Source organism: Aggregatilinea sp. (genome assembly GCF_036822615.1).
Taxonomy (GTDB): domain Bacteria; phylum Chloroflexota; class Anaerolineae; order Aggregatilineales; family Aggregatilineaceae; genus Aggregatilinea.
Genome location: NZ_DAISHJ010000021.1, coordinates 1 through 25,224, shown reverse-complemented (window position 1 = coordinate 25,224; position 25,224 = coordinate 1). Strand labels below are relative to the sequence as shown.

24 protein-coding genes and 1 pseudogene are annotated in these 25,224 nt (G+C 63.1%); 17 read left to right on the top strand and 8 right to left on the bottom strand.

Going from position 1 to position 25,224, the window contains the following annotated elements:
* Positions 1-63: 63 nt before the first annotated feature.
* The 3 genes from V7116_RS09030 to V7116_RS09020 form a co-directional block, all read right to left on the bottom strand.
* The gene (locus V7116_RS09030) at positions 64-1,245 is read right to left on the bottom strand and encodes a M20 metallopeptidase family protein (protein ID WP_324391581.1); all 1,182 of its coding nucleotides are present in this window, start codon (positions 1,243-1,245) and stop codon (positions 64-66) included.
* Between the two features lie 50 nt (positions 1,246-1,295).
* Entirely contained in the window at positions 1,296-2,018 is a 723-nt protein-coding gene (locus V7116_RS09025) for a PIG-L deacetylase family protein (protein WP_324391580.1), read from the bottom strand.
* Positions 2,019-2,242: 224 nt separating this feature from the next.
* Positions 2,243-3,412 (bottom strand): PSP1 domain-containing protein, encoded by a 1,170-nt coding sequence (locus tag V7116_RS09020; RefSeq protein WP_324391579.1) that lies wholly within the window; start codon positions 3,410-3,412, stop codon positions 2,243-2,245.
* A gap of 195 nt (positions 3,413-3,607) precedes the next feature.
* Between V7116_RS09020 and V7116_RS09015 the strand changes: the two genes are divergently transcribed.
* The 3 genes from V7116_RS09015 (at position 3,608) to V7116_RS09005 (ending at position 5,356) form a co-directional block, all read left to right on the top strand.
* The gene (locus tag V7116_RS09015) at positions 3,608-4,492 is read left to right on the top strand and encodes a LysM peptidoglycan-binding domain-containing protein (protein ID WP_324391578.1); all 885 of its coding nucleotides are present in this window, start codon (positions 3,608-3,610) and stop codon (positions 4,490-4,492) included.
* A gap of 106 nt (positions 4,493-4,598) precedes the next feature.
* Complete coding sequence (locus V7116_RS09010; RefSeq protein ID WP_324391577.1) at positions 4,599-4,889, top strand: hypothetical protein; 291 nt, start codon at positions 4,599-4,601, stop codon at positions 4,887-4,889.
* Entirely contained in the window at positions 4,886-5,356 is a 471-nt protein-coding gene (locus tag V7116_RS09005; protein WP_324391576.1) for a spore germination protein GerW family protein, read from the top strand. The genes V7116_RS09010 and V7116_RS09005 overlap by 4 nt, the downstream gene beginning before the upstream one ends.
* 106 nt (positions 5,357-5,462) lie before the next feature.
* Here the strand turns inward: V7116_RS09005 and V7116_RS09000 are convergent, their stop codons facing one another.
* A complete protein-coding gene (locus V7116_RS09000) occupies positions 5,463-5,759 on the bottom strand; it encodes an Os1348 family NHLP clan protein (protein WP_324391575.1) in 297 nt (98 codons plus the stop codon).
* A gap of 318 nt (positions 5,760-6,077) precedes the next feature.
* Between V7116_RS09000 and V7116_RS08995 the strand changes: the two genes are divergently transcribed.
* Genes V7116_RS08995 through V7116_RS08985 form a run of 3 tightly spaced genes read left to right on the top strand, consistent with a single transcriptional unit; the run spans position 6,078 to position 7,956 of the window.
* The gene (locus V7116_RS08995; RefSeq protein ID WP_324391574.1) at positions 6,078-6,275 is read left to right on the top strand and encodes a PLD nuclease N-terminal domain-containing protein; all 198 of its coding nucleotides are present in this window, start codon (positions 6,078-6,080) and stop codon (positions 6,273-6,275) included.
* Positions 6,272-7,198: an ABC transporter ATP-binding protein gene (locus V7116_RS08990; protein WP_324391573.1), complete on the top strand. Its 927-nt coding sequence runs from the start codon at positions 6,272-6,274 to the stop codon at positions 7,196-7,198. The genes V7116_RS08995 and V7116_RS08990 overlap by 4 nt, the downstream gene beginning before the upstream one ends.
* Entirely contained in the window at positions 7,198-7,956 is a 759-nt protein-coding gene (locus V7116_RS08985) for an ABC transporter permease (protein WP_324391572.1), read from the top strand. The genes V7116_RS08990 and V7116_RS08985 overlap by 1 nt, the downstream gene beginning before the upstream one ends.
* Before the next feature lie 7 nt (positions 7,957-7,963).
* Here V7116_RS08985 and V7116_RS08980 read toward each other — a convergent pair whose 3' ends face one another.
* Positions 7,964-8,521 carry an NUDIX hydrolase gene (locus V7116_RS08980; RefSeq protein ID WP_324391571.1) on the bottom strand — a complete coding sequence of 186 codons (558 nt, stop codon included), beginning with the start codon at positions 8,519-8,521 and terminating at the stop codon, positions 7,964-7,966.
* A gap of 259 nt (positions 8,522-8,780) precedes the next feature.
* On the opposite strand from V7116_RS08980, the gene V7116_RS08975 reads away from it, so the two are divergent.
* The 4 genes from V7116_RS08975 to V7116_RS08960 all read left to right on the top strand — a co-directional run bounded on the left by V7116_RS08975 (position 8,781) and on the right by V7116_RS08960 (position 15,626).
* Positions 8,781-12,437, top strand: coding sequence for a PAS domain S-box protein (locus V7116_RS08975; protein WP_324391570.1), 3,657 nt, complete (start codon positions 8,781-8,783; stop codon positions 12,435-12,437).
* Positions 12,438-12,520: 83 nt separating this feature from the next.
* Entirely contained in the window at positions 12,521-13,504 is a 984-nt protein-coding gene (locus V7116_RS08970; RefSeq protein ID WP_324391569.1) for an inositol monophosphatase family protein, read from the top strand.
* Between the two features lie 294 nt (positions 13,505-13,798).
* On the top strand, positions 13,799-15,037 hold the full coding sequence (locus V7116_RS08965; protein WP_324391568.1) for a metallophosphoesterase family protein: 1,239 nt from the start codon (positions 13,799-13,801) through the stop codon (positions 15,035-15,037).
* An 88-nt stretch (positions 15,038-15,125) separates the two neighbouring features.
* Entirely contained in the window at positions 15,126-15,626 is a 501-nt protein-coding gene (locus V7116_RS08960; protein WP_324391567.1) for a pyridoxamine 5'-phosphate oxidase family protein, read from the top strand.
* 137 nt (positions 15,627-15,763) lie between these two features.
* Here the strand turns inward: V7116_RS08960 and V7116_RS08955 are convergent, their stop codons facing one another.
* Entirely contained in the window at positions 15,764-16,135 is a 372-nt protein-coding gene (locus V7116_RS08955; protein ID WP_324391566.1) for a YrdB family protein, read from the bottom strand.
* Between the two features lie 149 nt (positions 16,136-16,284).
* On the opposite strand from V7116_RS08955, the gene V7116_RS08950 reads away from it, so the two are divergent.
* The 4 genes from V7116_RS08950 (at position 16,285) to V7116_RS08935 (ending at position 21,259) form a co-directional block, all read left to right on the top strand.
* Positions 16,285-17,187, top strand: coding sequence for a uracil-DNA glycosylase family protein (locus V7116_RS08950; RefSeq protein WP_324391565.1), 903 nt, complete (start codon positions 16,285-16,287; stop codon positions 17,185-17,187).
* Positions 17,188-17,340: 153 nt separating this feature from the next.
* On the top strand, positions 17,341-19,905 hold the full coding sequence (locus tag V7116_RS08945; RefSeq protein ID WP_324391564.1) for an SMC family ATPase: 2,565 nt from the start codon (positions 17,341-17,343) through the stop codon (positions 19,903-19,905).
* A 7-nt stretch (positions 19,906-19,912) separates the two neighbouring features.
* Positions 19,913-20,623, top strand: a complete 711-nt coding sequence (locus V7116_RS08940; RefSeq protein ID WP_324391563.1) for a class I SAM-dependent methyltransferase — start codon at positions 19,913-19,915, stop codon at positions 20,621-20,623.
* A gap of 12 nt (positions 20,624-20,635) precedes the next feature.
* Complete coding sequence (locus V7116_RS08935; protein ID WP_324391562.1) at positions 20,636-21,259, top strand: hypothetical protein; 624 nt, start codon at positions 20,636-20,638, stop codon at positions 21,257-21,259.
* 103 nt (positions 21,260-21,362) lie between these two features.
* On the opposite strand, the gene V7116_RS08930 is transcribed toward V7116_RS08935, so the two are convergent.
* Together V7116_RS08930 and V7116_RS08925 are read right to left on the bottom strand one after the other, a co-directional pair.
* Positions 21,363-21,794 carry an HIT family protein gene (locus V7116_RS08930; RefSeq protein ID WP_324391561.1) on the bottom strand — a complete coding sequence of 144 codons (432 nt, stop codon included), beginning with the start codon at positions 21,792-21,794 and terminating at the stop codon, positions 21,363-21,365.
* A gap of 4 nt (positions 21,795-21,798) precedes the next feature.
* Entirely contained in the window at positions 21,799-23,103 is a 1,305-nt protein-coding gene (locus V7116_RS08925; RefSeq protein ID WP_324391560.1) for an MDR family MFS transporter, read from the bottom strand.
* A gap of 355 nt (positions 23,104-23,458) precedes the next feature.
* Here V7116_RS08925 and V7116_RS08920 point away from each other — a divergent pair, with 355 nt between their 5' ends.
* The 3 genes and pseudogenes from V7116_RS08920 to V7116_RS08910 all read left to right on the top strand — a co-directional run.
* A complete protein-coding gene (locus V7116_RS08920; RefSeq protein WP_324391559.1) occupies positions 23,459-24,202 on the top strand; it encodes an iron-sulfur cluster-binding protein in 744 nt (247 codons plus the stop codon).
* Positions 24,199-25,008 (top strand): PIG-L deacetylase family protein, encoded by an 810-nt coding sequence (locus V7116_RS08915; RefSeq protein WP_324391558.1) that lies wholly within the window; start codon positions 24,199-24,201, stop codon positions 25,006-25,008. Before V7116_RS08920 ends, V7116_RS08915 begins: the two co-directional genes overlap by 4 nt.
* Positions 25,005-25,224, top strand: a pseudogene (locus V7116_RS08910) (hypothetical protein); the annotation flags it as partial. The gene V7116_RS08915 and the pseudogene V7116_RS08910, both read left to right, overlap by 4 nt.

Sequence of the window (25,224 nt, the reverse complement as noted above, 5' to 3'; positions counted from 1 at the left end):
TGCTCCGCCCGGTTTGTAGGGGCGTATAGCTATACGCCCCTACGCGACGTTTTTCCAACTATGCTAGAGCACGTACGACGCGACCGCGCTCGCCAGCAGATCGACCGCCAGCGGGATCACGCGCTCGTCGAAGTCAAAGCGCGGATGGTGATGCGGGTAATCGAGGCCGCGCTCGCTGTTGGCCGAGCCGACGAAGAAATACGTCCCCGGAACGGCGTCCAGAAAATACGACACGTCCTCGGCCAGCATCGTGCGGTAGCCCGTGACGATCTCGATGTCCGGCGCGGCGCGTTCGAGCGCGGGCCGGATGTGCGCGTTCACGTCCGCCGAATTGATCACCGGCAGCGTCAGGTACGCAACCTCGACGTCCGCCGTGCAGCCCAACGACTGCGCGATCCCGGTGGCGATCTCCTCCACGCGCTGCTGAAGCAGGTCGGCCATGTCGCGCGTGAAGGCGCGCACCGTGCCGCGAATCTCGGCGGTCGGGGGGATCACGTTGAACGTCTCCCCCGCGCGCAAGTACGTCGCGGACACCACGGCCACATCCGTGGGCGAGACGTTGCGGCTAACGATACTTTGCAGCGCGACGACGATCTGGCTGGCCGCCACCACGGGATCGTTGGTAAGATGCGGCAGCGCACCGTGGCCGCCCTTGCCGCTGATGCGGATCGTGAAATCGCCCGCCGCCGCCATGAACGGGCCATCGGTCAGCGCAACCTGGCCCAGCGGGCGCTCGTTCCACAGGTGCAGGCCCAGCGCCACGTCCGCCTTCGGATTTTCCAGCGCGCCGTCCGCGATCATCGCGCTCGCGCCCGTGCCGAGTTCTTCGGCGGGCTGGAAGATGAACTTTATGCGGCCCTTCAGCTTCGAGCGTTCCGCGCTGAGCAGCTCCGCCACGGCCAGCCCGATCGAGGTGTGCGCGTCGTGACCGCAGGCGTGCATCGTGCCGCGCGTCTGCGAGGCGTAATCGACCTCGTTCTCCTCCACGATCGGCAGAGCGTCCATATCCGCGCGGACGAGCACGGTCGGGCCGTCGCCGCCTTCGCCTTCCAGAATCCCGATCACGCCGGTCTTGCCGATGCCGGTCTGCACTTCCAGCCCCAGCCGGGCCAGCGTCTCGGCCACGATTCCGGCGGTGCGGACCTCTTCAAAGCCCAGTTCCGGGTGCTGGTGCAGGTCACGGCGGCGCGCGATCCAGGCGTCCTGTCGCGCTTCGATCTGTGGTTTAAAGTCAATAACGGTCATAAGCGGCCCCCTCGCTTCAGGCCGCCCGACTGGCCGGGCAGCCAGTCGAGTCAATCAAGCTGAAAAACGCGAAATGATTCCGAATAGCGCGGCCCGTCGCCTATCCACTCGCGGTCAACGCCCTCGCGCTGGCGGCGTGCCATCTCGTCCATATCCCCGATCTGGCTGACGTGCTCGCGCAGCGCGGCGATCTTCGTCTCCAGATAGTCCGTCACGTCGATCTTGACGGTGGGCTGCGTCGGCAGGCACATGTAAACCTGCTTGACCTTGTGCGGCTGAAGCCCTTCCCGGCGGTACAGCTCGGGGAAGGTCAGATGATCGCGCGCGGAGGGGAACACGGCGTCCAGCGCCGCCTCTGCGATGGCAAGATGATCGGGGTGATTGAGGTAGCCCGTGCCATACCAGCGCCCCGACGGATCGCTCGCCACGACCGTATCGGGCCGCTTCAGCCGGATCAGGCGCGTCAGTTGGCGGCGCAGGTCCAGCGTGGGCTGAAGCTCGCCGTCGAGATAGCGCAAAAAGATGACTTCCTTCACGCCCAGTCTGGCCGCCGCCGCGCGTTCTTCCGCTTCGCGCAGGGCGATCAACTGGTCGGAGTGCATGTTCACGTCGCCCGACCCCTTATCGCCGCTGGTCGCCATCACGAAGATGATGTGTTTGCCTTCGGCGGCCCACCGCGCAAACGTGCCGCCGCAAAAAAATTCGGGATCGTCAGGATGGGCGAAGATGCCCATCACGCGCTGGATCTGGGGCGCGCCAGTTGATTCCGCCATTGGTTCCCAACCTGCTCGTTGAGTGGTATGCCCGATTCACAAATGAGGTGTGCCGCAACCGCCGTTCCGGTCTCTCACGCGCCCACGGCCCGCAGCCACACCGATCCGCGGCGCGGCGGCATGAGGATCGTACCCAGGCGCATACGCGTGCGTAAGCGCCCGGGATCGTGCCTGTATGGAGGTCAGCGTGTGGCCGCGTTTGGATCCGCGCCACGCGGCAGGATCTACCCGCCGGACTCGCCCTGGTTCGACGAATCGCCGCCGGAGTGCGACTTCCCGCCGCCGTGACGCCCGCGCCCGCGACGGCCCCGGCTGCGACGCCGTCCGCTGCCCTCTTTGTGCTCCTGCTGGTTCGCGTCGGCCTGCGGGCGGCGGCTGACCTTGCTGAGATCAATCACGTCGGTCATATCGATCTCTTCTTCCGGCTCCTCCGCGACTTCTTCCTCGGCGGGAGCAGGCGGCAGAGACGACCGGCCCCGGCTCGCGCCGCAGTCGCATTCGCCGCCCTCGTGCTTGGCGCATGGCTGCTCGGCCTTCGCCTTGAGCGCTTCCCACTCTTCCAGCGGGATGATCTCCTCGCGCGTGACGATGTGGCGCGTGTCTTCGACCATTACCGTGACGGCATCCTTGAGCGGGTGCACGTCGATCACGCGGCCTTCGCCGTGCGGCGTGCCGATGCGCTTGTTGCGCTTGGGAAGCTGCTTGCGCGCCTCGACGTACTGCTCGTATTCGTAGATCAGGCAGCAGCGCAGGCGTCCGCACATGCCCGTGATCTCCGACGGGTTGAGCGAAATGCCCTGCGCCTTCGCCATCTTGATCGAGATCGGGCTGAAGTCTGTCAAAAAGGTGCTGCAGCAGCGCGGAATCCCGCACGCGCCCATGCCGCCGATCAGCTTCGCCACGTCGCGCGGGCCGACCTGCCGCATCTCCACTTTGGCCTTGAAGCTGCGCTGAAGCGCGGAGCGCAGGCGGTTGGTGTTGATCTTGTCGTCGGCGCTAAACAGCAGCGCCAGCAGCGTCCCGTCGAAGTTGTACTGTGCGGCGACAAACTTCGCCATCTCGTAGCCGCCCAGCTCCGCTGCTTTTTCGCGGCAGGTGATCAGCGCCTCGACCTCGCGCGACTTCCACAACTGGGCGCTCATCTGGTCCATCGGCGTGGACTTGCGCAGGATCGGTTTGTACTCGCGCAGCGTTTCTTCGCCATCGATGGGTAAGATATTCATCACCTGGCCCATCTGCATGCCGCGCGCCGTCTCGACGATCACGTGCTCGCCCACCAGCAGCTCGGGCAGATGGGTGCAGTCAAAGTGGTACAGCTTGCCTACTTCGTTAAAACGCACGCCGGCAATCGAGCCGGATACGGTCTGCGTCTGTTCGTCATTGATAAGGGTCATAACGGCCTTCCGAAAGGGTTCTCGTGCACGTTTCGGAATGAAACGTGCCGCTTGTTAACTATAGAAGATGTGCGAACCGTTTGCAACGCAAGTTTTGGCCGCGCACGGCGGTCAGCCGTTCGGCGGATTGGCTGAAAACGGTGTAAACTAGGGCCGAAGTAAGGCTCTCCCTGCCGAGGCGAAGGAGACACTCGTATGACCTATTCTCGTTTACCCGCCCGTTTGGCGCTGGCGCTCGTTTTGGGCCTGTTCGTGCTCAGCGCATCCGCCTGTTACAAAAACGCGGGCGAAAACGTGCAGCCAACTTCGAATCGCGTCGATCTGAGCGATCTTGAAACACCAACGGTGGTCGCCACCAGTACGCCGCAGGTGACCGCGACGCGCGTCACGCCCACCACGGCAGCCGTGCAGGAAGTAACCGCCGACGCCACTGACGCGGGCAGCGTCCTCGGCCCCACCCCGACCCAGCTCGACCTGTTCGGGCCGACCACCAGCAGCGACACCGTGCTGAATCAGGTCACGCCGACGACCGCCGCGCCGGGCATCACCACGCCGAGCATGAGCGACATCCGGCCCTCGGCCACGCCCGCGCCGACGATCAATCCCGCCCTGCGCCTGACGGCGACCGTCACGCCACAAGCGGGCGATGCGGGCAACGCCGCGCCTGCCGCCGTCGATGACTGCGTGCACGTGGTCCAGTCAGGCGATTCGCTGTTCTCCATCGCGCAGCAGAACAACGTCGCGCTGAGCGATCTCGTCGCCGCCAACCCGACCTTGCTGACGGCGGGCGAAAACTCGATCCTCCAGTTGGGCTGGGAACTCCAACTGCCGGGCTGCGGCGCTGTGCCGACCCCGCAGATCGAAGCGCCGCTCGCGCCAGCCGCCACCAGCCCGACGACCGCACCGGCGGCGGGCGGCCCCACCACGCACGTCGTGCAGGCGGGCGACACGGTCTTTTCCATCGCGCGGCAGTACGGCGTCAGCGTGGACGCGATCGTCCAGGCCAACAGCCTGACCGTCCAGGGCAACGTCGCGTACATCACCGTGGGTCAAACACTGGTAATCCCCGCCGCGCAGTGATCCGGTGCGCGCTACGTTCTGCTAAACTCTGAACATCCATAACGCGGCTGCTCAGCACCACCGGGCAGCCGCACCCGTCCTTCCCCTCAATCGCAGCGGAGGTGACATGCATCTTAAACTTCCGGCGTTCCGGTGGCAGATCCAGCCCGGCGAACCGGTCATTGACGGCCCCGTTCGTATCACGCCCATGGCCGCCACGCTTCACGTGGGCTGGCAGTCCGCCGCGTTCGCGTGGGCGCGCCCGGCGGGCCTGCTGGTCGAGCAGAATGGGCAAACCGAGCGGATCGACATTCCCGACGTGACACGCCGCATCCAGGCCGGGCTGCTGGGCGTGGGGGCGGCGGTCACACTCGCCATGTGGGCCAAACAAAGTCGAGACAGGAGCAAAAGCGCATGAGCGAAGAAATGAACAAATTTTTCTTTTCGAAGCTGGAAGACGAAAAACAAGCTTATGACCTGCTGGACAGCATGACCACGGTCGCGCATCCCAGCGCCGTGTACGGCGAGCCGATCACCGTGGGCGAGCGCACGATTATCACCGCAGCGGAAGTCTCGGTCGGGTTAGGCTTCGGTTTTGCGCGCGGCGGCGGGGGTGGTGATACCGCGTCCGAGAGCGACGCCGACTATCCCGAAGACGCGGAGCCGGTTTCCTCGTCCGCATCCCCCGCACAGGGCTACGGCTTCGGCGGCGGAGGCGGCGGAGGCGGTTATTCGGCGGCGCGTCCGGTGGCCGTGATCAGCGTGGGGCCGGAAGGCGTGCGCGTGGAGCCGGTGGTCGATCCGACCAAGATCGTGGTGACGTTCCTGACCGTGCTGGGCAGCGTGTTGATGATGCGCCGCCGCATGACGCGCGGCGGCAAGTAACCCTGCCCGCAGCAGCCTCCTAAAAGCAGAACGGGGCCGTCACAGTTGAGCGTGACGCCCCGTTCTTTTTGGGTTGGGTGGGTAGAGCCGCAGCATCCGATGGCTGTTATGAATCGCCGCCGTACTTGTTCATCATCAGGTTCAACACCGAGTCCATATCGACGCTGTCCTTACCGCCCATGAGCGAGAAGCTGCCCAGGAAGCCGCTCTTGGACTGGCGGGCTTCGAGGTCCATGGTCATCTCGTCAAAGGTATCCGCGTTCAGGCTGCGCAGCATCTTGCGTTCCTTGTCGGACAGTTCGTAGTCCTTCAGCGCGGCATCGGGATCTGAGAGCAGTTTAGCACGATAGGCCGTATCGGTAATGGCACGACTGACGATGGTGGTGAGGGCTTCGCGCGACATGGTTTTCCTCCTGCATATCCGTCCGCTGTATAGCGAATACGGTACTTGATTTTCGGTCCGCATACAAGTGACTGAACTTGATTTGAGTATCCCCCAAGGGCGTGACCGTGGCGTGACCGCAGCGGCATCGATTCAAGTTCTGTACGGTTTTTTATGAGACCGATATAGTTTTCTGCCCACATGTGATACTCGCGTGCCCGTTTTCCTGTTATTTGACACGCGATTCAACAGGCTGCCTTGAGGTATGCTATTGGAGGTTAATCGTTTTAGGTCACCCTACGCCCGGCACGAGGCTGTGGCGCGAAAGTGAGCATGACAGTGGACAACTCTACGATAGCGGCCCTGATTCCCCTGATCATCATCCAGATCGGCCTGCAAATCTACACCCTCTACGACATCTACAAGCGCGGAGGCGCGAAGGGCAACACCGCCGTGTGGGTGGTGATCGTCGCCCTGGGTCAACTGCTTGGCCCCATCCTCTACTTCGTGTTTGGGCGCAAAGAAGAGATCGAATGACCGCCATCGAAATCCGTGGGCTGACCAAACACTTCGGCCCTGTCAAAGCGCTGGACGGGATCGACCTGGATGTGCCCAGCGGCGCGATCTTCGGCTTTTTGGGGCCGAACGGCGCGGGCAAAACCACGATGCTGCGGCTGATGACCGGGCTGGCCCGGCCCACGGCGGGCACCGTGCGGATCGACGGGATCGAGGTGGGCAGCGGCCAGCGGCCACCGATCGGGTATCTGCCCGACACGCCCATGTTTTACGGCTGGATGAACGCCCGCGAGTTTTTACGCTACATCGCGGACCTGCACGGCATGACCGATCCGCCCATCGACGCGACGCTGGAGCGCGTCGGGCTGCTGGACGCGGCCAAAAAGCGCGTCGGCGGCTATTCGCGCGGGATGAAGCAGCGGCTTGGGCTGGCCCAGGCGCTGCTGCCGCAGCCGTCCGTGCTGCTGCTGGACGAGCCGGTCTCCGCGCTGGACCCGGCGGGGCGCAAGGCGATTCTGGACATTCTCAACGACCTGCGCGACAGCCTGACCGTGTTCTTCTCGACGCACATCCTGGGCGACGCCGAGCGTGTCTGCGACGAGATCGGCATCATCGATCACGGGCATCTGGTGATGCAGGCCCCGCGCGACGCGCTGCTGGCTCGCTACGCACGCCCGATCTTCGAGGTGGACGTGCTGCCGGAAGCGGTCCCCCAGTTGGCGGGGCTGGCGGAACAGCTCGGCGCGCAGCCGTGGGTCACCCGCACGGATCTGGACGGCGCGCGGCTGCGGCTGCGCGTGCGGGACGTGGACGAGGCGCGGCGCGAGCTGCTCCCGGCACTGACGGGGCTGGCGCTGCTGCGTGTGGAAATGGTCGGCGCGACGCTGGAAGACATCTTCCTGTCCCTGACCAATGGTCAAGATCCGGCGGAAAAGGACATCTGATGCGCGTCTTCCGTGTTCAATTACGTAAAGAACTGCTTGAGCTGTGGCGCACGCGCAAAGTGCTGATCGTCGTGGTGGTGTTGGTCGCCTTCGGACTGATGTCGCCGCTGTTCGCCAAGCTGACGCCGGAACTGCTCAAGTCGATGGGCGACCAACAGAATATCCAGATCATCATTACCGAGCCAACGACGAAGGACGCCACCGACCAGTTCGTCAAGAACACGACCCAGTTCGGACTGCTGTTGGGCGTGCTGATGAGCTTCGGCACGATCGTCGGGGAGCGCGAGCGCGGGCAGGCTACGCTGATCTTCCCGCATCCCCTCCCGCGCGAAACGTTCGTGCTGGCGAAGTTCGCCGCGCTGGCGATCCTGTTCGGCCTGGGGCTGCTACTCGGCGCGCTGGCCGATTTTCTGTATACGGTGTTGCTGTTCGAGGCTCCGCCCATCGGCGGGTTCGTGGCGCTGGTCGCCTTCATTTACCTGTGGCTGCTGTGCCTGATCGCGCTCAGCCTGCTGGCGAGCGCCCTGGGCCGCTCGATGACCAGCGCGGGCGGGCTGGCGTTCGCCTTCCTGCTGGTGGTGCTGGTCGCGTCCTCACTGACGCGTTACGCACCGGGCAAGATCACTGATTGGGGGCATACCCTGGCGGTGGGCGCAAACGGCCCGGCACAGTGGGGCGCGCTGATCATCACGCTCGCGCTGACGGCGCTGGCCGTCGGTGGCAGCGCCTATGCCCTGCGCAAACAAGAAATCGATTAAAATAGTGCTACCGTTGCCACGCGCCCAGTTCGTCGAGAGACAGCGCGATCAGGGACGAGGCAGCGGCGTGCTGGACCTGGCCGGAACGCCATACCGTGCGCACCTCGTCCAGCGGGCAGAGGATCGTTTCGTAGGCTTCCAGGTCGTCGGCGTCCGGCTCGGCCACCTTACGCGCGCCCTGGGCCAGAAACAGGTGGCCCCAGCCCGCCTCGCGGTTGCTATCGACGACGAAGGCCGCCAGCGGCGTCCACCGCTCGGCCTTCATGCCCGTTTCTTCGAGCAGCTCGCGCTGGGCGGCGACCAGTGGATCTTCGCTGGGGTTCACGTAGCCGCCGGGCGGATCGAGCAGCACGCGGCCAATGCCGTGTTTATAGTGGCGGAAAAACGGGACCGTGCCGTCTACGGTCACGGCGAAGATCAGCACGTAGCGCGGCATTTCGAGCCGCACCCAGTCGTGAATGACGCGGCCATCGGGAAGCTGAACGTCTTCATCCCAGACCTTCAGCCAGGGGCTGCGATCAAGAGTCAGGCGCTTATCGAGCACATGCCAGGGCGATTCGTCCATTGAAGACTCCTGAAGTCGGGAAAGCACAGCACCAGTGTAACACGTGCGCTGCAAAACTAAGGAGGAAATAAGCGTCAGCGCATTTGTAATGGCTTTCCCCGTACAATAATCTAAAATTCGATCTGTTTTTCACATTTTCCTTTTAGCGCAATTTAATTCTTGGACAGTATTTTAATTACAAGAGTCAATTAGCCTGTCCAACCTAAGCTTTACTAAAGTGGCGGCCTGCGTGAAGGTCATCCACCGGACCGTTTTTCTGATGATCTACTATATCAAGATCAAACCGCTCCATACACTCCTCATGTACCTCCTCGTCACGGCGATGTGGCTGGCGTCATGCGCCTACATCGTGCAGATTCTCCGGCAGCCGCTCACCGTCGTACGTGCCGCAAGCATTGTCGGGCTGGTCCTGATAACCTGCGTGATGCTGGTCCTCGTCCACTATCACTGGCTCCGGCAGCAGGAAACAACCCGGCGTGCGCTGGACGACAGCCAGCGCACGTTCAGTACGCTCATGAGCAACCTGCCCGGCATGGTCTACCGCTGCCTCAACGACGAAGACTGGACGATGGTCTTCGTCAGTGAAGGATGCCAGGCACTGCTCGGCTATCGCCCGGAACAGCTTCTCGCGTGTAAGCCGGTATCGTTCATCGATCTCGTCCACCCCGACGATCGCGCCACGATGCACGGCGTGATCGATCGTGCGCTCGAAGCGAATCAGTCCTACGAGCTGACGTACCGCATCAAAACGGCGAGCGGCGAAGAAAAGTGGGTCTGGGAACAGGGGCAGGGTGTCTCTCTGAACGGTGACATCATGCTTGAGGGGTTCATCACCGATATCACCCCACAGCGCCGTGTCACCGATGCCCTGCGCGAAAGTGAAGCCCGCTACCGGCTGCTGGCGGAAAATGCGCAGGATGCGATCTACCGATACCAGCTTCACCCCAAAGAAGGCTTCGACTACGTCAGCCCGGCGGTAACGGCTTTCACCGGCTATACCCCCGATGAAATCTACGCCATTGATCAGGCCATACACTTCATCGTCCATCCCGATGATCACGCGGTGCTTTCCGCGCCGCTGTCTGCTTCGATCTGGCGACCTTTGCCGCTGCGCCTGAAACACAAGGACGGACATGTCGTGTGGGTGGAGCTGCGCAATACCCCGCGCTATGGGGCTGAGGGAGAGCTAATCGCCGTCGAGGGCATTGCGCGAGACATCACGGCGGAACGCGAGATCGCGGCAGCGCTGCGCGAAAGCGAGGCGCATCTGCGTTCTATCTTTGACGGCGCGGCGATCGGCATCATGCGCCTCGATTTAAAGGGCAACATCCTGGAAACGAACGCTGCGCTGCAAACGATGCTCCAGTACAGCGCGGAAGAACTGCACCAGCGCCCGCTGGCAGATCTGCTGCCGGAAGGCGACGTCAACCAGTTGCAGCAGCAGTTCTTTTCACTTGCTGCCGGAGAGCAAAACGAGTATCGCACCGAAAAGCTCTACCGCCGTAAGGATGGATACCTCATCTGGTGCCGTGCGACGCGCTCTCTCGTACGCAACGTGCACGGCCAGCCGTTGTTCATCATCAGCATGTTGGAAGACATCACGGAACAGCGCGAGGCCGAACAAGCCCTGGCGCGCCGCACCGAGGAAATTGCCCGGCTGTACGAACTGGGCAAGCAGCTCGGCCAGATCGTCCAACTGAGCGAGCTGTACGGCCAGGTTTACCGGGTGGTCAACGAAACTATGGCCTGCGACAGCCTGATCCTGTCCACCTATGACGTGGGCGACAATCTGATTCGCTGCGTTTACTTCCAGCACGACGGCGTGGAACTCGATGCGTCCGAACTGCCGCCCATCCCGCTGGAGCCGGAGGGCATGGGCACGCAAAGCATGGCGATCCGCACGGGGGAATCGCTGCTGCTGAATGATTACCAGACGCATCTGAACCGGGCCAGCGTCAAATACTACGTGAGCACGGACGGGCTCGAAGACACCACGACGCCAGCCGAAGACGAAAATGTCCCGCGCTCGGCCCTGATCATTCCGCTGAAGCACGAAAGCCGTGTGATCGGCGTGCTTCAGGTCATGAGCTACCAGCTCAACAGCTACACCGACACCGACTTCAACGTCCTGAACGCGCTCGCCCCGCAGGTCGCCATCGCGCTCCAGAACTCGATGCTGTTCGAAAAAGCACAGCGCGAAATCGCGGAACGCAAGCGCGCCGAAGAAGCCGAGCACGCCCAGCGCGCCCTGGCCGAAGCCCTGCGCGACAGCGCCGCCGCCCTGAACGAAAGCCTGGACCTCGACGACGTGCTGGACCGGATTCTGTCCAGCGTGGGCCGCGTCGTGCCGCACGACGCCGCGTTCATCCTGCTGATCGATGACAATCGCGCCCGCATCGTGCGCAGTTGGGGCTTCGCAGAGCACGGCGTGGGGGATCAAGTTCCTCTCCTCGAAAGAACGTTCACGTCACTGATCAATGAGATTTCGCTGGCTGAAAACATCCCTCCTTTTATCACGCAAGACATCAAAACCGATCCCCGCTGGACGACGATATTGCCCGGTACGGAATGGGCCCATTCGCATGTGGGAGTGCCCCTGAAGCGCAGCCAGGAGATCGTCGGGTTCCTGGGCGTGTTCAGCGCGGAGATCGGGTTCTTTTCCGAAGCGGACGGCGACCACCTGCGCGCGTTTGCCGATCAGGCGGCGACCGCGCTGGGCAACGCGCACCTGTACGACGAAGCCAACCTGTACGCGAGGCACATGGAAGAACGCGTCCGGCTTCGTACCGAGGAGCTTCAACACGCCAAAGAGCGCCTGGAAGCGATTCTCGACAACGCCACCGAAATCATGATGCTGCTGCGGCCAGATGGTATCATCGAGCAGGCCAACCGGATGCTGAGCGATACGTTCGAGATCGAACAGGACGAATGCATCGGCAAGCCGCTGACGTGCATCGTCGTGCCCTCGCAGATGGCCGTCCTTTCCGGCATGCTGGACACCGTGACCCAGACGGGCCAGTCGCAGCGCACCGAACTCGACATTCACAGCAAGCGCAGCGCGTTTGAGGCGGAAATCACGCTGACGCCCATCGTAAAGAGCGGCGGGCAGATCACGGGCATCGTCTGCCACATCCATGACATCACCTCGCACAAGGAAATCGAGCGCCAACTGCGCGAAACTATCGAAAGCACGAACCAGCTCAACGAGATGAAGTCGCGCTTCGTGTCGATCGTCTCGCACGAATTCCGCACGCCGCTGGCGGTCATCCAGACGGCGATCGATCTGCTGGTGCGTTACGAGGACCGCCTCAACAGCGAGCAAAAAATCAAAGAGCACACGCGGATTCGCGCCGCGATCCGCAACATGGTCGCGCTGCTGGATAACGTGCTGGTGTTCAGTCGCGGCGAGGATAAACGCATGCAGCTCCGGCCCGAGCCGGTCGATCTGAACGGGTTCGTGCGCGAGCTGATCGACGAGATGAAACATTCCGTCGGCTCCAAGCACATCTTCGCGCTGACGCTGGACGGCGATCCGATCGCCACCGTCGATCCGCGCCTGCTGCGCCACATCCTGCTCAATTTGCTGACCAACGCGGTCAAATACTCACCGCCGGAAACGACCGTAAAAATAGACCTGAACTGCATGGGCCGCGAGGCGATCATCACCGTGGCTGACCAGGGCATCGGCATCCCGGACGAAGACCAAACACACCTGTTCGAGCCGTTCCACCGGGCCGGGAACGCCACCGAGATCAAGGGAACCGGCCTGGGACTGGCGATCGTCAAACAGTCGGTGGACCTGCACCACGGCACGATCCGTTTCGAGAGCACCGAAGGCGTCGGCACGACGTTCTACATCCACCTCCCCTACCTGCTCGACAACATGCAGCCGATCTCCCAATTCCCGCTCATCTAACCCACGCCTGCATCACAAACCGCTTTTGAATGCGCTCCGCCTGTGCGTTACAATCGCACATCTGTTTGGGAGGAGCGAACCCCGTGGACCTGACACACGAGCTTGAAACTGCAAAGACTATCGCCCGCATGGCGGCCTCCATCTGCCAGAACATCCAGGACGAGCTGATCGTCACGGAAAAGTCGGGCCACGAACCGGTCACCATCGCGGACTACGCCTCGCAGGCGCTGATCCTGAGCGCGCTGGCGAATAATTTTGAAGACGACGCGGTGCTGGCCGAGGAGCACAGCGAGGAATACGAGCTGCTGCTGAGCGATCCGCAGCGCCAGCTTGTGGCGCGCTACGTCGAAGACGCGCTCGGCGGTTACGTGTTCGCGGAGGATATCAGCGCCTATCTTGACTTTGGCCGCAAGCACGAGGCGGAACGGCTGTGGGTGGTCGATCCTATCGACGGCACGAAGGGCTTCGTGGCCCAGCGCCACTACTGTGTGGCGATCGGCCTGCTGATCGCGGGGGAGCCGGTGCTTGGCGTGCTGGCGAGTCCGGGCTTCTACAGCGACGAGGCCGATCCGCCGGAGGATCTGGGTCTGCTGACCTACGCGGTACGCGGCGGCGGCGCATATCAGGAAGCGCTTTATGGCGGCGAGCGCGAGCTGATCCACGTCTCCGCCGCCAACGATCCGCAGCGCGCGATCGTGCTCGCCAGCTTCGAGGGCAAGCATACCGACATCGACCGCATCCGGCGCACTGAGGCCGCGCTGGGTCGCGGGCCGGACGCGCCAATCAAACGGCTCGATAGCCAGGACAAACATGCCATGATCGCCAACGGGATGGGCGATATTTACCTGCGCATGGTCCCCGATCCGTCCTATCAGGAAAAGCTGTGGGATCACGCGGCGGGATACGCCATCGTGACCGAAGCGGGCGGCCAGGTGACCGATCTGTTGGGCCAGCCGCTCGATTTCACCGCCGGGACGACCTTCGCGCGCAACCGGGGTGTGCTGGTGACCAACGGCACGCTGCACGCCGCGACGCTCGACGCGATCCGGCAAGCGATGGACGAGTGACCGTTCAAGAAGAATGACCGAGGTATCTGGCAGGGGCGATTCAACGTTTTTTAACGTTTAAATTCGGATGCGCAGAAAGCCAGGGCGGGTTTGAAACCCGCCCCTACAAACCCCCGTTGGGCACTGCTCGTCTCCCCTCTCCAATCGGATTGGAGAGGGGTCGGGGGTGAGGTTTCTACCATAACCGGATTATTTTGTTAAACCGCATTGAATTGCCCACACGTGACGTCCCTATTGTCGTTTTTCTCCCCTCCCCAATCAACTTGGAGAGGGGCCGGGGTGAGGTGTGAGCGCATGACCGACCCAATCCGAATGCTGCACTTTGCCGACGTGCACGTCGGCATGGAAAACTACGGGCGCACCGATCCCAGCACGGGCCTCAGCTCGCGCGTGGTCGATTTTCTGCGGCGCATGGACGAGATGGTGGACTACGCGGTGCAGCACGACGCGGATCTGGTGATCTTCGCCGGGGATGCGTTCAAGTCGCGCAACCCCACGCCGACCTTTCAGCGCGAATTCGCGTGGCGCATTCAGGATCTGGCGAAGCAGTGCCCGGTCGTGATGCTGGTCGGCAACCACGACCTGCCGACGATCGACAAGCGCGCGTCGAGCATCGAGATCTACGAGACGCTCAACGTGCCCAACACGATCCTGGGGCGCGAATACCGCACGTATACCGTCGAGACGAAGCGCGGCCCGGTGCTGGTCGGCACGGCCCCCTATCCGCTGCGCGGCACGCTGCTGCGCGACGCGGAGATCCCGCACAACAGCACCATCGGGGAAATCGACGGCCTGATGGAACAGCAGCTTGACCTGAAGCTTCAGGCGCTCGCCAGCGTCGCGGCGGACGCGGACATGCCGCGCGTGCTGACCGGCCACTTCACCGTGACCGGGGCAGTATGGGGCAGCGAGCGCAGCGTGATGCTGGGCCGCGACGTGCAGGTGCTGCTGAGCACCGTGGCCGATCCCGCGTGGGATTACGTCGCGCTGGGGCACATCCACAAGCACCAGAACCTGACGCTGGGCCGCACCGACGCCCCGCCCGTCATCTACAGCGGCAGCCTGGAACGCATCGACTTTGGCGAGGAGCGCGATCCGAAGGGTTTCCTGTGGGTCGAGCTGGCGCGCGGCGCGACATCGTACAAATTCGTGGAAGTCGACTGCCGCCCGTTCATCACGCTGCGCGTGGACGTCAAGGGCAAGGGCGATCCGACCGGGGCCGTGCTGGACGACATCGCGCGGCACGACCTGCGCGACGCGATCGTGCGCGTCATCGTCAAAGCCGATCCCGAGGCGGAGCTGCTGCTGCAAGATCGCCCGATCCAGCAGGCGCTCTACGACGCGGGTGTAAATCACGTCGCGGCGATCCAGCGCGACGTCGAGCGCCCCTCGCGGATGCGGCTTGGCGCCGCGCCGGAAGGCATGACGCCGGAGCAGCTTTTGGAACGCTACCTGCTGACCAAGGATCTCCCGCAGGACCGGATCGACGTGCTGCTCGACCACGCGCGGGAGATCTTCGACGGCGGCGATTGATTGCACTCACCCCCATAAATATGACACCGGATGTCAGGAATAGAGCGTTATACTGAAACTTCCCGCTGGATCATCAGGAGGAAGCTGTATGTCTGCACCGAACATTCCGGCTCCGACCGTCACCCGCCCCTTCATTCTCGACGATTACGGCATCCCCAAGACGATGGACGGCGTGCTGCCGTGGTCCTACGCGACCGAACGGCTCGCGCCCGCGCGCAACTATTGGGTCTCGACCACGCTGCCGGACGGGCGTCCGCACGCGCGGCCTGTGTGGGGTGTGCTGGTCGATGGCGTGCAGTATTTCGGCGGCGGTCCGCAGACGCGCTGGGCGCGCAATCTCGCGGCGCGGCCCGAGGTAGTGCTGCACCTGGAAAGCGGCGACGAAGTGGTGATCGTCGAGGGCACGGTGACCAAGCTGACCGAGGAAAACGCCGATCCCGACCTGCTCACGCGCATCGACGACGCGTACGAGGCGAAGTACAACATGCGGCACGGCACGCCGGTCTGGCAGCTCACGCCGCGCGTGGCGTTCGGCTGGACGAAGTTCCCCGACGACACGACCAAGTGGGTGTTCGAAAGCAGCGAATAGCCGCTAGCGGTTAGCGGTTAGCAAAGGCACAAGCACAAATCCGGCGCTGAATGTCTTCGTAGAGGCGGGGTTTGTTCCGCCCGTCGCCTGAGAAACACGGCCCCGTCTGCATGGATGCGCAGGCGGGGCCGCTGCGTTTAAAACGGCTGGTTGCGCAGCATGCGGATCACCCGGTCGTACGAGACGATGTAGTGCAGCACGATCACGACACCCAGGATCAGCGCGGTCTGATCCTTCCCCGCGTCGGACAGCAGGATCACCGCCGCAGCGAAATAGACCGCTTCTAGCAGCAGCCGCACCGGTCCCGGCACGACGACGGGCGGATCGGGCTTCGGATCGTTCGGGATGCGGAACGTGCCCCACAGCGCCGCCGCGATCACCGGCAGCCCGATCGCGGTAATCCACTGCCACGCGCCGTCGTGTGTGGTCCAGCCCCAATAGGCCATCGCCACGAGTCCGGCCAGCTCAAGAATAAACCGCAGCGCCAGATTGATCGGGTTATTGCTCATCGAGTCCCCCTGCGTTTAGGTACGTTCACGCTGTTTGGATTTTAGCAGCGTAGGCGCGGCAGAGAGCTATTTTCAACGAAATAGCGTGATAGAACATATCACTGTAAACTATTTTAGTAACATTGAGATTCGCTGAGAGGTAGGAACCCATGAGTGGATGGCTCTTTGATGTCCCAAAAACGCGGCGGCGCTATCAAGCACTGGTGAAACATTACCAGCAGGCAGGGCTAAATGCGGATAATTTCGCGTGCCAGCACTATGCAGTGTGCGAGCACTCGCAGCGGGGCGCGAAGAACTTGTTTAAGGGCGGGACACTTGGGCTAATGCCGTTATATGATGTGTCGTATAACGGCACGCCGATCCGTATCTTTATCATTGGCAAGGAAGATGGGTATACTCCCGAAAGTCGTCGCTACGGTAAACCCGAACTTCATCCCTATGGTATACCTGCAAACTTCTCCATCCGCTGCAAACAATGTTTGCAAGCAACCCAAAGGACGACCCTGAACCCTCACATCAAGGGTACACTGCTCACTCTCCAACGCATCTTCGAGGTGCAATCCCAGTACTTATATGCGAGCTACGCGCTCGGCAATGGATTACGATGCGCGTTCCAAAAAGATCCAAACTCGGAAAACCATTCGGATTTGCCCGATACGCCCATCATGCGCCGTAATTGCTTCCCTTACTTGGTCAAGGAAATCGAGATCCTTGAGCCAACGTTGGTGATCACACAAGGAAATTGGGCGATTGATGCCAATCATCCAGTGATGGCACAGCTTCACAGAGCCTTTGGTCCTAGCAAGCGGCTTATGATGAGTAGTAATGGGAAACATGGCCTGTATGAGTTTCCCTCATTCATGTACTTGACCAGCTACCATCCAGCAAGACTTGGACCCTGGAAAACGCGGCTTGCTCCAGATGCGCTATGGCCAATGATCGACCATCTGAAGGACATTGGATACCTGCCGCGCATTTCGTCCGAAGAGGCAGCGCAGTATGAAGCGATAGTAAAGCCAGCTGTGGACAAGCTGTTGAACAGACTAAACTAAACCTCAGGGTGGATCTAGGTCCGCCCCGCTGTATTTTCCCCACATCTTCCCACCATTCCCCGCGAATGCGCTATACTTGCCCATGCGAACGGAAGTGCTAGTCAGCCCGGTCCGCTGCCGCGCCCGGCGGCGGACGTGAAAGAGCGATCCCGAATGCTGCCCACCCGACTCGAAATGCGCAACTTCCTGGCCTACCGCCAGCCCGACCCCATCGTGTTCGACGGCGTGCACCTCGCCTGCCTCAGCGGCCCCAACGGCGCGGGCAAATCGTCCCTGCTGGACGCGATCACGTGGGCGCTGTGGGGCAAAGCCCGCACGCGCAGCGACGACGACCTGATCCACCAGGGCCAGTCCGAGATGATGGTCCAGCTCGACTTCATCCAGGGCGAGAGTCTGTACCGCGTCGTGCGCAAGCGCCAGAAGGGCAAAACCAGCAAGCAGGGCCGCAGCACGCTCGACCTGTTCGTGTGGGACGCCGCAAACAACCAGTTCCAGTTGATCAGCTCACCGTCGATCCGCGAGACGGACGCGCGCATCGTCGATCTGCTGCGGCTGAGTTACGACACGTTCGTAGACTCGGCCTTCTTGCAGCAGGGCAAGGCGGATTCGTTCACCCTCAAGCCGCCCGGCGAGCGCAAAGCGATCCTCTCGAAGATCCTGGGCCTCGAGCAGTGGGCCGACTACGAAGAGCGCGCCAAAAACGCCCTGCGCCAGATCGAGCACGAGGTCGGCGTGATCAACCTGCGGCTGGACGAGATCGCCGTACAGGAAGCGGAAGAACCCGCTCTGCTGCGCGCGCTCGACGTAGCGCAGGCGGATGTGGCCGAGGCTGCCGCCCTGCGCGAGCAGGCCGAGGCCCATTACGCCGAGGTCGCCGGGGCGCAGGAGCAGATGAACGCCGCGCAGGCCCGGCTGGCTCAGGCCCAGCACCACATCAAGGAACGCAAGCGCGACCTGGCGGAGATCGAGGCCGAGCAGCAGCGCACGCTGGACCAGCTTGGGGCGCTGCGCGCGCTGATCGAGGACCGCGACTCCATCGAGCAGGGCTACGCGCAGCTTCAGGCCGCGCGCCACGCGGATCAGGCCCTGGGCGAAAAGCTCCAGGCTATGAGCGCGATCAAGGACCGGCTGACCGACGTCAACGCACGCATCCAGGCGGCCCGCGCGGAACTCGAAGCGCAGGCCAAAGTGCACTCGGACCGCATCGGCAGTGCGGGACGAATCGCGGGGGAGATCGAGACGTATCAGGCCGACCTCAGCGACGTGCAGGGCGAGGTCACGCAGCTCGAATCGGACGAATCCCGGCGCGACGACCTGCGCGAGGCGATCAGCAGTTTCAACGAAGAGATGGCCGAGCGTAAGGCGGTCAACCGCACGCTGTACGACGAGATGCAGGCCATCAAGGCGCGCATCGCGGACGTGCAGGGTGCGCAGGCGGTCTGCCCCACCTGCGGCCAGCCGCTCAGCGAGGAGCAGAAAGCCGCGCTGCTGGTCGAATTGCAGGCGGATGGCACGCAGCGCGGCGACACGCACCGCGCCAATCAAGCCCGCATGACCGAAATCACCGAGACGATCAAGGCCCACCGCGCCGAGATCGAGGCCATCGACGTGGAACTGCGGCGGCTCCAGCCCCTGCGCGACCGCGTGGCGACGCTCGGCCAGAACGTCGAAGCGGCGCGCAACGCGAACGACACGATCCAGTCCGAAAGCGCGGCATTGGAAGCGGTCGAGGCGATGCTGGAAGCGGGCGACTACGCACGCGAGCTTCAGTCACAGCGCGACGCGATCCAGGCGGAAATCGACGGGCTGGGCTACGACTCCGACGCGCACAGCGCCGCGCGTGAAACGCTGAGCACCTATCACGATTACGAGCGCCGCCAGCGCGACCTCGAAGCCGCATTGAAGCAGGTCCCCGATCTGCAAACGGCGCTGGAGAACACCGCCGCCCGGCGCGAGCGGTGGGAAGCGGCGTTGGCCGAGGAAGAAAAGGAAGCTGCCGACGCCCAGACCGAGATCGACGCGCTGGCGGAACTGGTCGAGGAGGCGCGGCGGCGTGAGGACGAGGTCCGGCGGCTGCGCACGGCGGAAAAACGCGCCGAAGAGGGGCGCATCCGCGCGCAGCAGGCGCTGGCGGCGCTCGACGCGGCGCGCAGGCGCAAAGAGGAACTCGTGCAGCGCCAGCACGACCTGCTGGAGCGCAAGAGCATCTACGAGGATCTGCGCTCGGCGTTCGGCAAAAACGGCGTCCCGGCCATGATCATCGAAGCGGCCATCCCGGAGTTGGAGGAATCCGCGAACCACCTGCTGATGCGCATGTCCGGCGGGCGCATGAACGTGCGGCTGGATACGCAGCGCGAGAAAAAGACCGGCGGCACGGCGGAAACGCTCGACATTTTGATCAGCGACGAACTCGGCACGCGCAGTTACGAACTTTACTCTGGCGGCGAGGCGTTCCGCGTCAACTTCGCGCTGCGCGTGGCGCTCAGCCAGATGCTGGCCCGCCGCGCCGGGGCGCAGCTTCGCACGCTGTTCCTGGACGAGGGCTTCGGCACGCAGGACGAAAACGGGCGGCAGCGGCTGGTAGAGGCGATCACCGCCGTGCAGGACCACTTCGATCTGCTGCTGGTGATCACGCACATCGACGATCTGCGCGACGCCTTCCCGGTGCAGATCACCGTGACCAAAACGCCCGACGGCAGCCGGGTCGCAGTGGGGTAGCCGACCGATGCCGCTCTCCCTCGACCGCCAAAACGACTACCGCGCGTTATACGCGCGAATGCACCCTGGCTGGCTGCCCGCCACCGACCAGTACGAAGCATTGATCCGCGCACACCTGCGGCCCGGTATGCGCGTGCTCGACGTAGGCTGCGGGCGCGGCGGCGTGCTGGAACAGCTTGGCGCGGCGGTGGATCGCCCTTTCGGGCTGGACCCCGACTGGCGCTCGCTGGCGGAGCACCGCCTACCCGATCTGCCGCGCGCGGCGGGCACGTCCGAGGCGATCCCACTCCCGGCGGAAAGCGTCGATCTGGTCCTGAGCAGTTGGGTGCTCGAACACCTGCCCGACCCGGCGCGCACCTTCGCGGAAGTCGCGCGTGTGCTGCGGCCCGGCGGCGCGTTCGTGTTCATCACGCCCGGCGCGTGGAGTCCGGCGGCGGTGCTCAACCGGGCGCTGCACCCGCTGCAAGCGCGACTGGTGCCGCTGCTCTACGGGCGCGCAGAAACGGACGCCTTCCCGGTCACGTATCGCGCCAACACCCGGCGGCAGATCGAGGCGCTGGCGCGCGCGGCGGGATTGGCGACGCTGGACTTCCGCGCCATCGAGGACCCGACCTACTTCGCGTTCCACCCGCTGATCTTCCGGCTCAACGCGGCGCTGGCGCGCATCACGCCGCGCCGCATGGCGGAGCATTTGGTAGGCGTGTACAGGAAATCATAAGGAGATATTTCGATGGGACTTGCAATATCACCTTACCACGTCGTTTTTAAGGATTTTCCCACGCCCGAATCCTGGCCTCTAGATTTCAAGATAGACGTTTTTCTTGCACGAGTGGATGGATGGCATTTACAGATTGCTGATAGGTGTATCAATGGTTGGCAAGATAATGAAGGAAGACAATGTATTACTGCACCTCACCACAGCTTCATAACCCATCAGATTCCAGATGCAGGCTGGGCAGTTTTACAAATTGTGATGAATTACTTTGAAATCATCGGCCTATTCAAGTTTTTTCGTCACTCCGAAGCAGACGACACCTTTGAACTCTTTAAGCAGGGCGTAATCGATGTCTTTCCAGAGCATGAAAGTAATAAGCAAACAGTTAAGCTTCTCTTTGCACTACGTAACGGGCTTTATCATCAAGGCGTTCGTGGAAACAACCTTTATATAAGTGGTAATGAACCCAAGCCGCTTGATTACGATTCAGAGGAAGGTCAACTAAAGATTAACCCACACTTGTTTGTGCGTCGGCTACGAGAACACTTTGCTGAATATGCACAAAGTCTCAGAGATCCTACACAAACGGAACTACGCGGAAAGTTTAAAGCCGCATTCTACGACTATTACGCTTCATAGAGTTGTAAAAGCCGAAGCATTCCTGGTACGCCCTAGTCGGGGCAATTCATGAAGTGCCCTTACACGCGCGCCGTTTTTTGTAGGGGCGTATAGCTATACGCCCCTACGTCATCTCCCGCAGTGTCATCGCCAGCCGATCCAGTAGCGCGGCGGAAAGCAGATGCTCGCTGCCCGGTCCGGTCACGTAATGGCCGGGGTATCCGGGATCGGTGAACGTCACGCCCTCAAAGCTGCGCGCCGCCGCGTAACGCGGGATGACGTGCAGGTGCACGTGGCGTTCCTGGTTTTGCAGAAACACGTAGTTGAAGTGGTCGGGCTGGAAAGCGGCCTCTAGCCGAGCCGTCATGTGCGCGATCTGCGCGTGCAGATCCTGCCACTCGTCCGGCGTCAGGTCGGGCACACGCTCGATGTGGCGGCGCAGCGCCAGGAAGCCCTTGCCGAGCAGGTTCTGATTGCGGTTGAGCACCATCTGCCAGTACGCGCTGGTGAGCAGAATCGGGCCGAGATCCGGCGCGCAGAGTGGGCACGCGTCCATGCGCTCACCGCCCCGTTTCGGCCACGCGCTCCGGGGCGCGCTCGACGGGTCGCGGGGCGGTTTCCGGAACATCGACCATCAAGTGCATCGCGAAGTAGGCCAGTGCCGCGCCCACCCCGATAAAGCCCGCGATATACCACACCCACTCGAAGCCGAGCGTGTTGATCACCTGCCCGGCCAGCCACGGCCCCAGGCCGGACGCGATCATCAGGTTCAGCGAATACACGGCCAGATAGCGCCCGCGCATGTGATCGGGGGCCAGCCGCGCCGCGATCGCCTGCCCGACCGGCACGGACAGGATCTCGCCCGCCGTGATGACGACCATCGCCAGCGCGAACAGCGCGTACGTCTGCGTGTAGCCGAACATGCTGAAGCCGAGCGCATACAGCAACGTGCCTACCGACAGCACCAGCATCGAGGGCAGGCCGCGCTGCCGGATCTTGCGCGTCACAGGCAGCTGAAGAAACACGATCAGCACCGCGTTCAGGCTGATCAGCAGGCCGAACTTTTCCAGCGCGATGCCGTGCTCGTCGCGCAGGTACACCGACAGGGTGGTGTTCATCTGGAAGTACACCAGCGACACCGCCGTGGCGATCAGCACGAACACGAAAAAGGTCCGGTCGCTGAGCACCTGCCCGTACCCGCGAAAGGTCCGCAGCAGCGAGTCCGGCTTTTGCTGGGGCGCGTCTTCGGACCGGTCGGGCTTGGTTTCGGGGATGAAGATGAACAGCAGCACCGCCGTGATCACGCTGGCGACGGCGTCCACGGCAAACACCAGCACGAACGAGACGCCCGCCAGCAGCCCGCCCAGCGCCGGGCCGACCACCAGCGCCAGATTGAACATCACGCGACTGAGTCCGAAGCCCTCGGAGCGTTTTTCCGGCGGCAGGATATCCGCCTTCATCGACTGCCACGCGGGCGTGGCGATGCTGTCCGCGATGCCCAATATCGCCGCGAAGCCGCAGACCAGCGTGAAGCTGCCCGCCAGCACCACCGCCAGATTGCCCAGTGCGCTGGCGACCAGCCCGAACAGGACGACCGGCTTGCGGCCCAGGCTGTCTACCAGCGCGCCGCCCAGCGTGCCGCCCACAAAGTTCGTCGCGGCGAAGATGGCGAAGACGATGCCCGCCCGCGCCATGCTGATGTCGAATTTGTCGGTCAGAAACAGGGCAAAAAAGGTCAGCAGCAGCGTGTTGCCCACCATGTCGATGAACGCCGCGCCCATCAGCACCCAAAACTGCCGGGGATAGTCGCCGTAAACGTTGAGTAAACGTGCTGCGAGGAAGCTGCGAATTCGGCCTGCGCTCATGACTGTTGCTCCACTAACGGTCACATTCGCCGGAACGGCATTGTAGTTGTAATTTTATAATACAGGGCGCATATCAACGCCGATCTTACCAGGATCGTGTAAATGAAATCATGCGCGCAAAAGCCTCATTACCATTGATTCTCACAAATCATGATTTTTTCACCTTTCCCACGGATTAGTATAACGTGAACTAAACCCGATCTGGAAATATTTGTCAAAAAGTCCGGGTTCTGGGCGGCGATGGCAACCAATCTGCGGGATCGCCAGCACGACACCGGACGGCCCCAAAAACACCGCCCTCAACTCGCGTACAGGTTGCTTGCAGAGCGGCGCGGAAAGATGTAGGCTCTCCCCTATGCGAGAGACACAAGCCATCATCGAACGAGTGCGGCGCATCACGACGACGCTGCAGCACATCGACCTGTCGGTGGACCCGGCGCTGACGCAGCTTCAGCCCGGCCAATCCGTGCTGGCGATCCCGCAGGAAAACCCCGCGTGGACGCCCTACCTGCGCGAGCAGTGGCTGCCGGTCGATGCGCAGGGCGCGCGGCTGACGGTCGAGCTGCCCGCCGCGATCCATTACGCGCCCGGCCAGGTGATCAGCCTGCTGGCCCCGGTCGGCAAGCCGGTCCCGCTGCGCCCAGGCGCGAGGAACCTGCTGCTGATCGCGGAGGATGCCACGCCCACGCCGCTGGTCTGGATCGCCAGGGAATGCGTGCGCAACGGCGCCGCCGTAACGCTGGTGCTCGGCGGGCAGGCGCTGGACTACCCGCTCGAACAGTTCCCGGCGGAGGTCGAGATCCTGCGCGGCGATACGGACTGGTCGTGGCCGGAACAGGTCGAGACGCTGACCTGGGCCGATCAGGTGATCGCGCTCGCGCCGCCGTTTTTGCAGGCGGAATCGTACGGGCGGCTGCATCATGCCATCTCGCAGCTACGGCATCGCGCCCCGGAGCACTTCGCGTGCGGGCTGTTTTACGAGCGGCTCGCCTGCGGCACGGGCGCATGCGGCGCGTGCATGACGGCCTGCCAGGATGGCGACCGGTTGGTATGTGTGGATGGGCCAGCCTTCGATCTGAAAGACGTGCGATTCTCATGAGCGAGCTTCACTTCCACCAGCCCCAGGGCGGCGTGCTGTTCGTCGGCGCGCACCCGGACGACGAAACGGTGATGGCGGGCGGCATTTTGGCCCTGCTGCACGAACGGAACATCCCCACGCACCTGATCTGCGTGACGGACGGGCGCGGCGGCGAATCGGGCGGCGTGCCCGAAGCGGATACGCCCGACGCACGCGCCACGGTGCGCAAAGCGGAGCTGCTGTGCGCGGCGGAGGCGCTCGGCCTGACGAGCGTCACGCTGCTGGGCTACATCGACCCGATCATGGGGCCGGACGACGAGTTGTTCGGCTTCGACGCGGACGAGGCGACCGTCGCGCAGCAGATCGTGGACGTCATCCACGACAGGGGCGTATCGGTGGTGCTGTCGCACGGCACGGACGGCGAATACGGCCATCCGGCGCACAAGCAGGTCAACCGCATCGTGACGCACGTCGTGCACGCGCTGACGCCGGACGTGCTGCACTACACCGTCATGGCGGCTATCCCGAGCGTCGAAGATCGCCTGCTGAACGCCAGCGATCCCGCGCATCTCGCGCTGGACATCATGCCGTGGATCGAGCAAAAACACGCCGCGTACCTGTGCCACCACACGCAGCACGCGCTGTTCAAACGGCGGCGCAAGCTGACCGACGTGCGCGACGCGGTGCGCCTGCACGAATCGGTGCGGCGGCAGTGGCCGGAAACGCCCGGCCATCCCGACGACTGGTTCGCCCGCGCGCTGATCGACGGCGGCGCGGTGCGGATCGACCAGCCCGAACAGCACACGGAGCAAACGAGCGAGTCATGATCGAACTCACCCGCCCCGGTAAAACCACGCTCGTGGTCGAAAATCCGGTCATGCCCGCCGCCGGAACGGTCGGCTTCGACGGCTCGGCCTACGCGGACCTGATCGACCTGAAAAAGCTGGGGGCTATCGTCACCAACCCGGTAAGCTGGCGGCCCCGCCACGCCGCACGCGGATCGCGCGTGGTGCCGCTGCCCGCCGGGGCGCTGGTGCATACCG

Coding starts and splice junctions, on each gene's coding strand:
- V7116_RS08925 (WP_324391560.1), bottom strand. CDS start 23,103: ATGAGCGCAGGCCGAATTCGCAGCTTCCTCGCAGCACGTTTACTCAAC.
- V7116_RS08960 (WP_324391567.1), top strand. CDS start 15,126: ATGTCTGCACCGAACATTCCGGCTCCGACCGTCACCCGCCCCTTCATT.
- V7116_RS09025 (WP_324391580.1), bottom strand. CDS start 2,018: ATGGCGGAATCAACTGGCGCGCCCCAGATCCAGCGCGTGATGGGCATC.
- V7116_RS08980 (WP_324391571.1), bottom strand. CDS start 8,521: ATGGACGAATCGCCCTGGCATGTGCTCGATAAGCGCCTGACTCTTGAT.
- V7116_RS08985 (WP_324391572.1), top strand. CDS start 7,198: ATGCGCGTCTTCCGTGTTCAATTACGTAAAGAACTGCTTGAGCTGTGG.
- V7116_RS09015 (WP_324391578.1), top strand. CDS start 3,608: ATGACCTATTCTCGTTTACCCGCCCGTTTGGCGCTGGCGCTCGTTTTG.
- V7116_RS08955 (WP_324391566.1), bottom strand. CDS start 16,135: ATGAGCAATAACCCGATCAATCTGGCGCTGCGGTTTATTCTTGAGCTG.
- V7116_RS09010 (WP_324391577.1), top strand. CDS start 4,599: ATGCATCTTAAACTTCCGGCGTTCCGGTGGCAGATCCAGCCCGGCGAA.
- V7116_RS08915 (WP_324391558.1), top strand. CDS start 24,199: ATGAGCGAGCTTCACTTCCACCAGCCCCAGGGCGGCGTGCTGTTCGTC.
- V7116_RS09030 (WP_324391581.1), bottom strand. CDS start 1,245: ATGACCGTTATTGACTTTAAACCACAGATCGAAGCGCGACAGGACGCC.
- V7116_RS09005 (WP_324391576.1), top strand. CDS start 4,886: ATGAGCGAAGAAATGAACAAATTTTTCTTTTCGAAGCTGGAAGACGAA.
- V7116_RS08975 (WP_324391570.1), top strand. CDS start 8,781: ATGATCTACTATATCAAGATCAAACCGCTCCATACACTCCTCATGTAC.
- V7116_RS08965 (WP_324391568.1), top strand. CDS start 13,799: ATGACCGACCCAATCCGAATGCTGCACTTTGCCGACGTGCACGTCGGC.
- V7116_RS08940 (WP_324391563.1), top strand. CDS start 19,913: ATGCCGCTCTCCCTCGACCGCCAAAACGACTACCGCGCGTTATACGCG.
- V7116_RS08920 (WP_324391559.1), top strand. CDS start 23,459: ATGCGAGAGACACAAGCCATCATCGAACGAGTGCGGCGCATCACGACG.
- V7116_RS08990 (WP_324391573.1), top strand. CDS start 6,272: ATGACCGCCATCGAAATCCGTGGGCTGACCAAACACTTCGGCCCTGTC.
- V7116_RS09000 (WP_324391575.1), bottom strand. CDS start 5,759: ATGTCGCGCGAAGCCCTCACCACCATCGTCAGTCGTGCCATTACCGAT.
- V7116_RS08935 (WP_324391562.1), top strand. CDS start 20,636: ATGGGACTTGCAATATCACCTTACCACGTCGTTTTTAAGGATTTTCCC.
- V7116_RS08950 (WP_324391565.1), top strand. CDS start 16,285: ATGAGTGGATGGCTCTTTGATGTCCCAAAAACGCGGCGGCGCTATCAA.
- V7116_RS09020 (WP_324391579.1), bottom strand. CDS start 3,412: ATGACCCTTATCAATGACGAACAGACGCAGACCGTATCCGGCTCGATT.
- V7116_RS08930 (WP_324391561.1), bottom strand. CDS start 21,794: ATGGACGCGTGCCCACTCTGCGCGCCGGATCTCGGCCCGATTCTGCTC.
- V7116_RS08945 (WP_324391564.1), top strand. CDS start 17,341: ATGCTGCCCACCCGACTCGAAATGCGCAACTTCCTGGCCTACCGCCAG.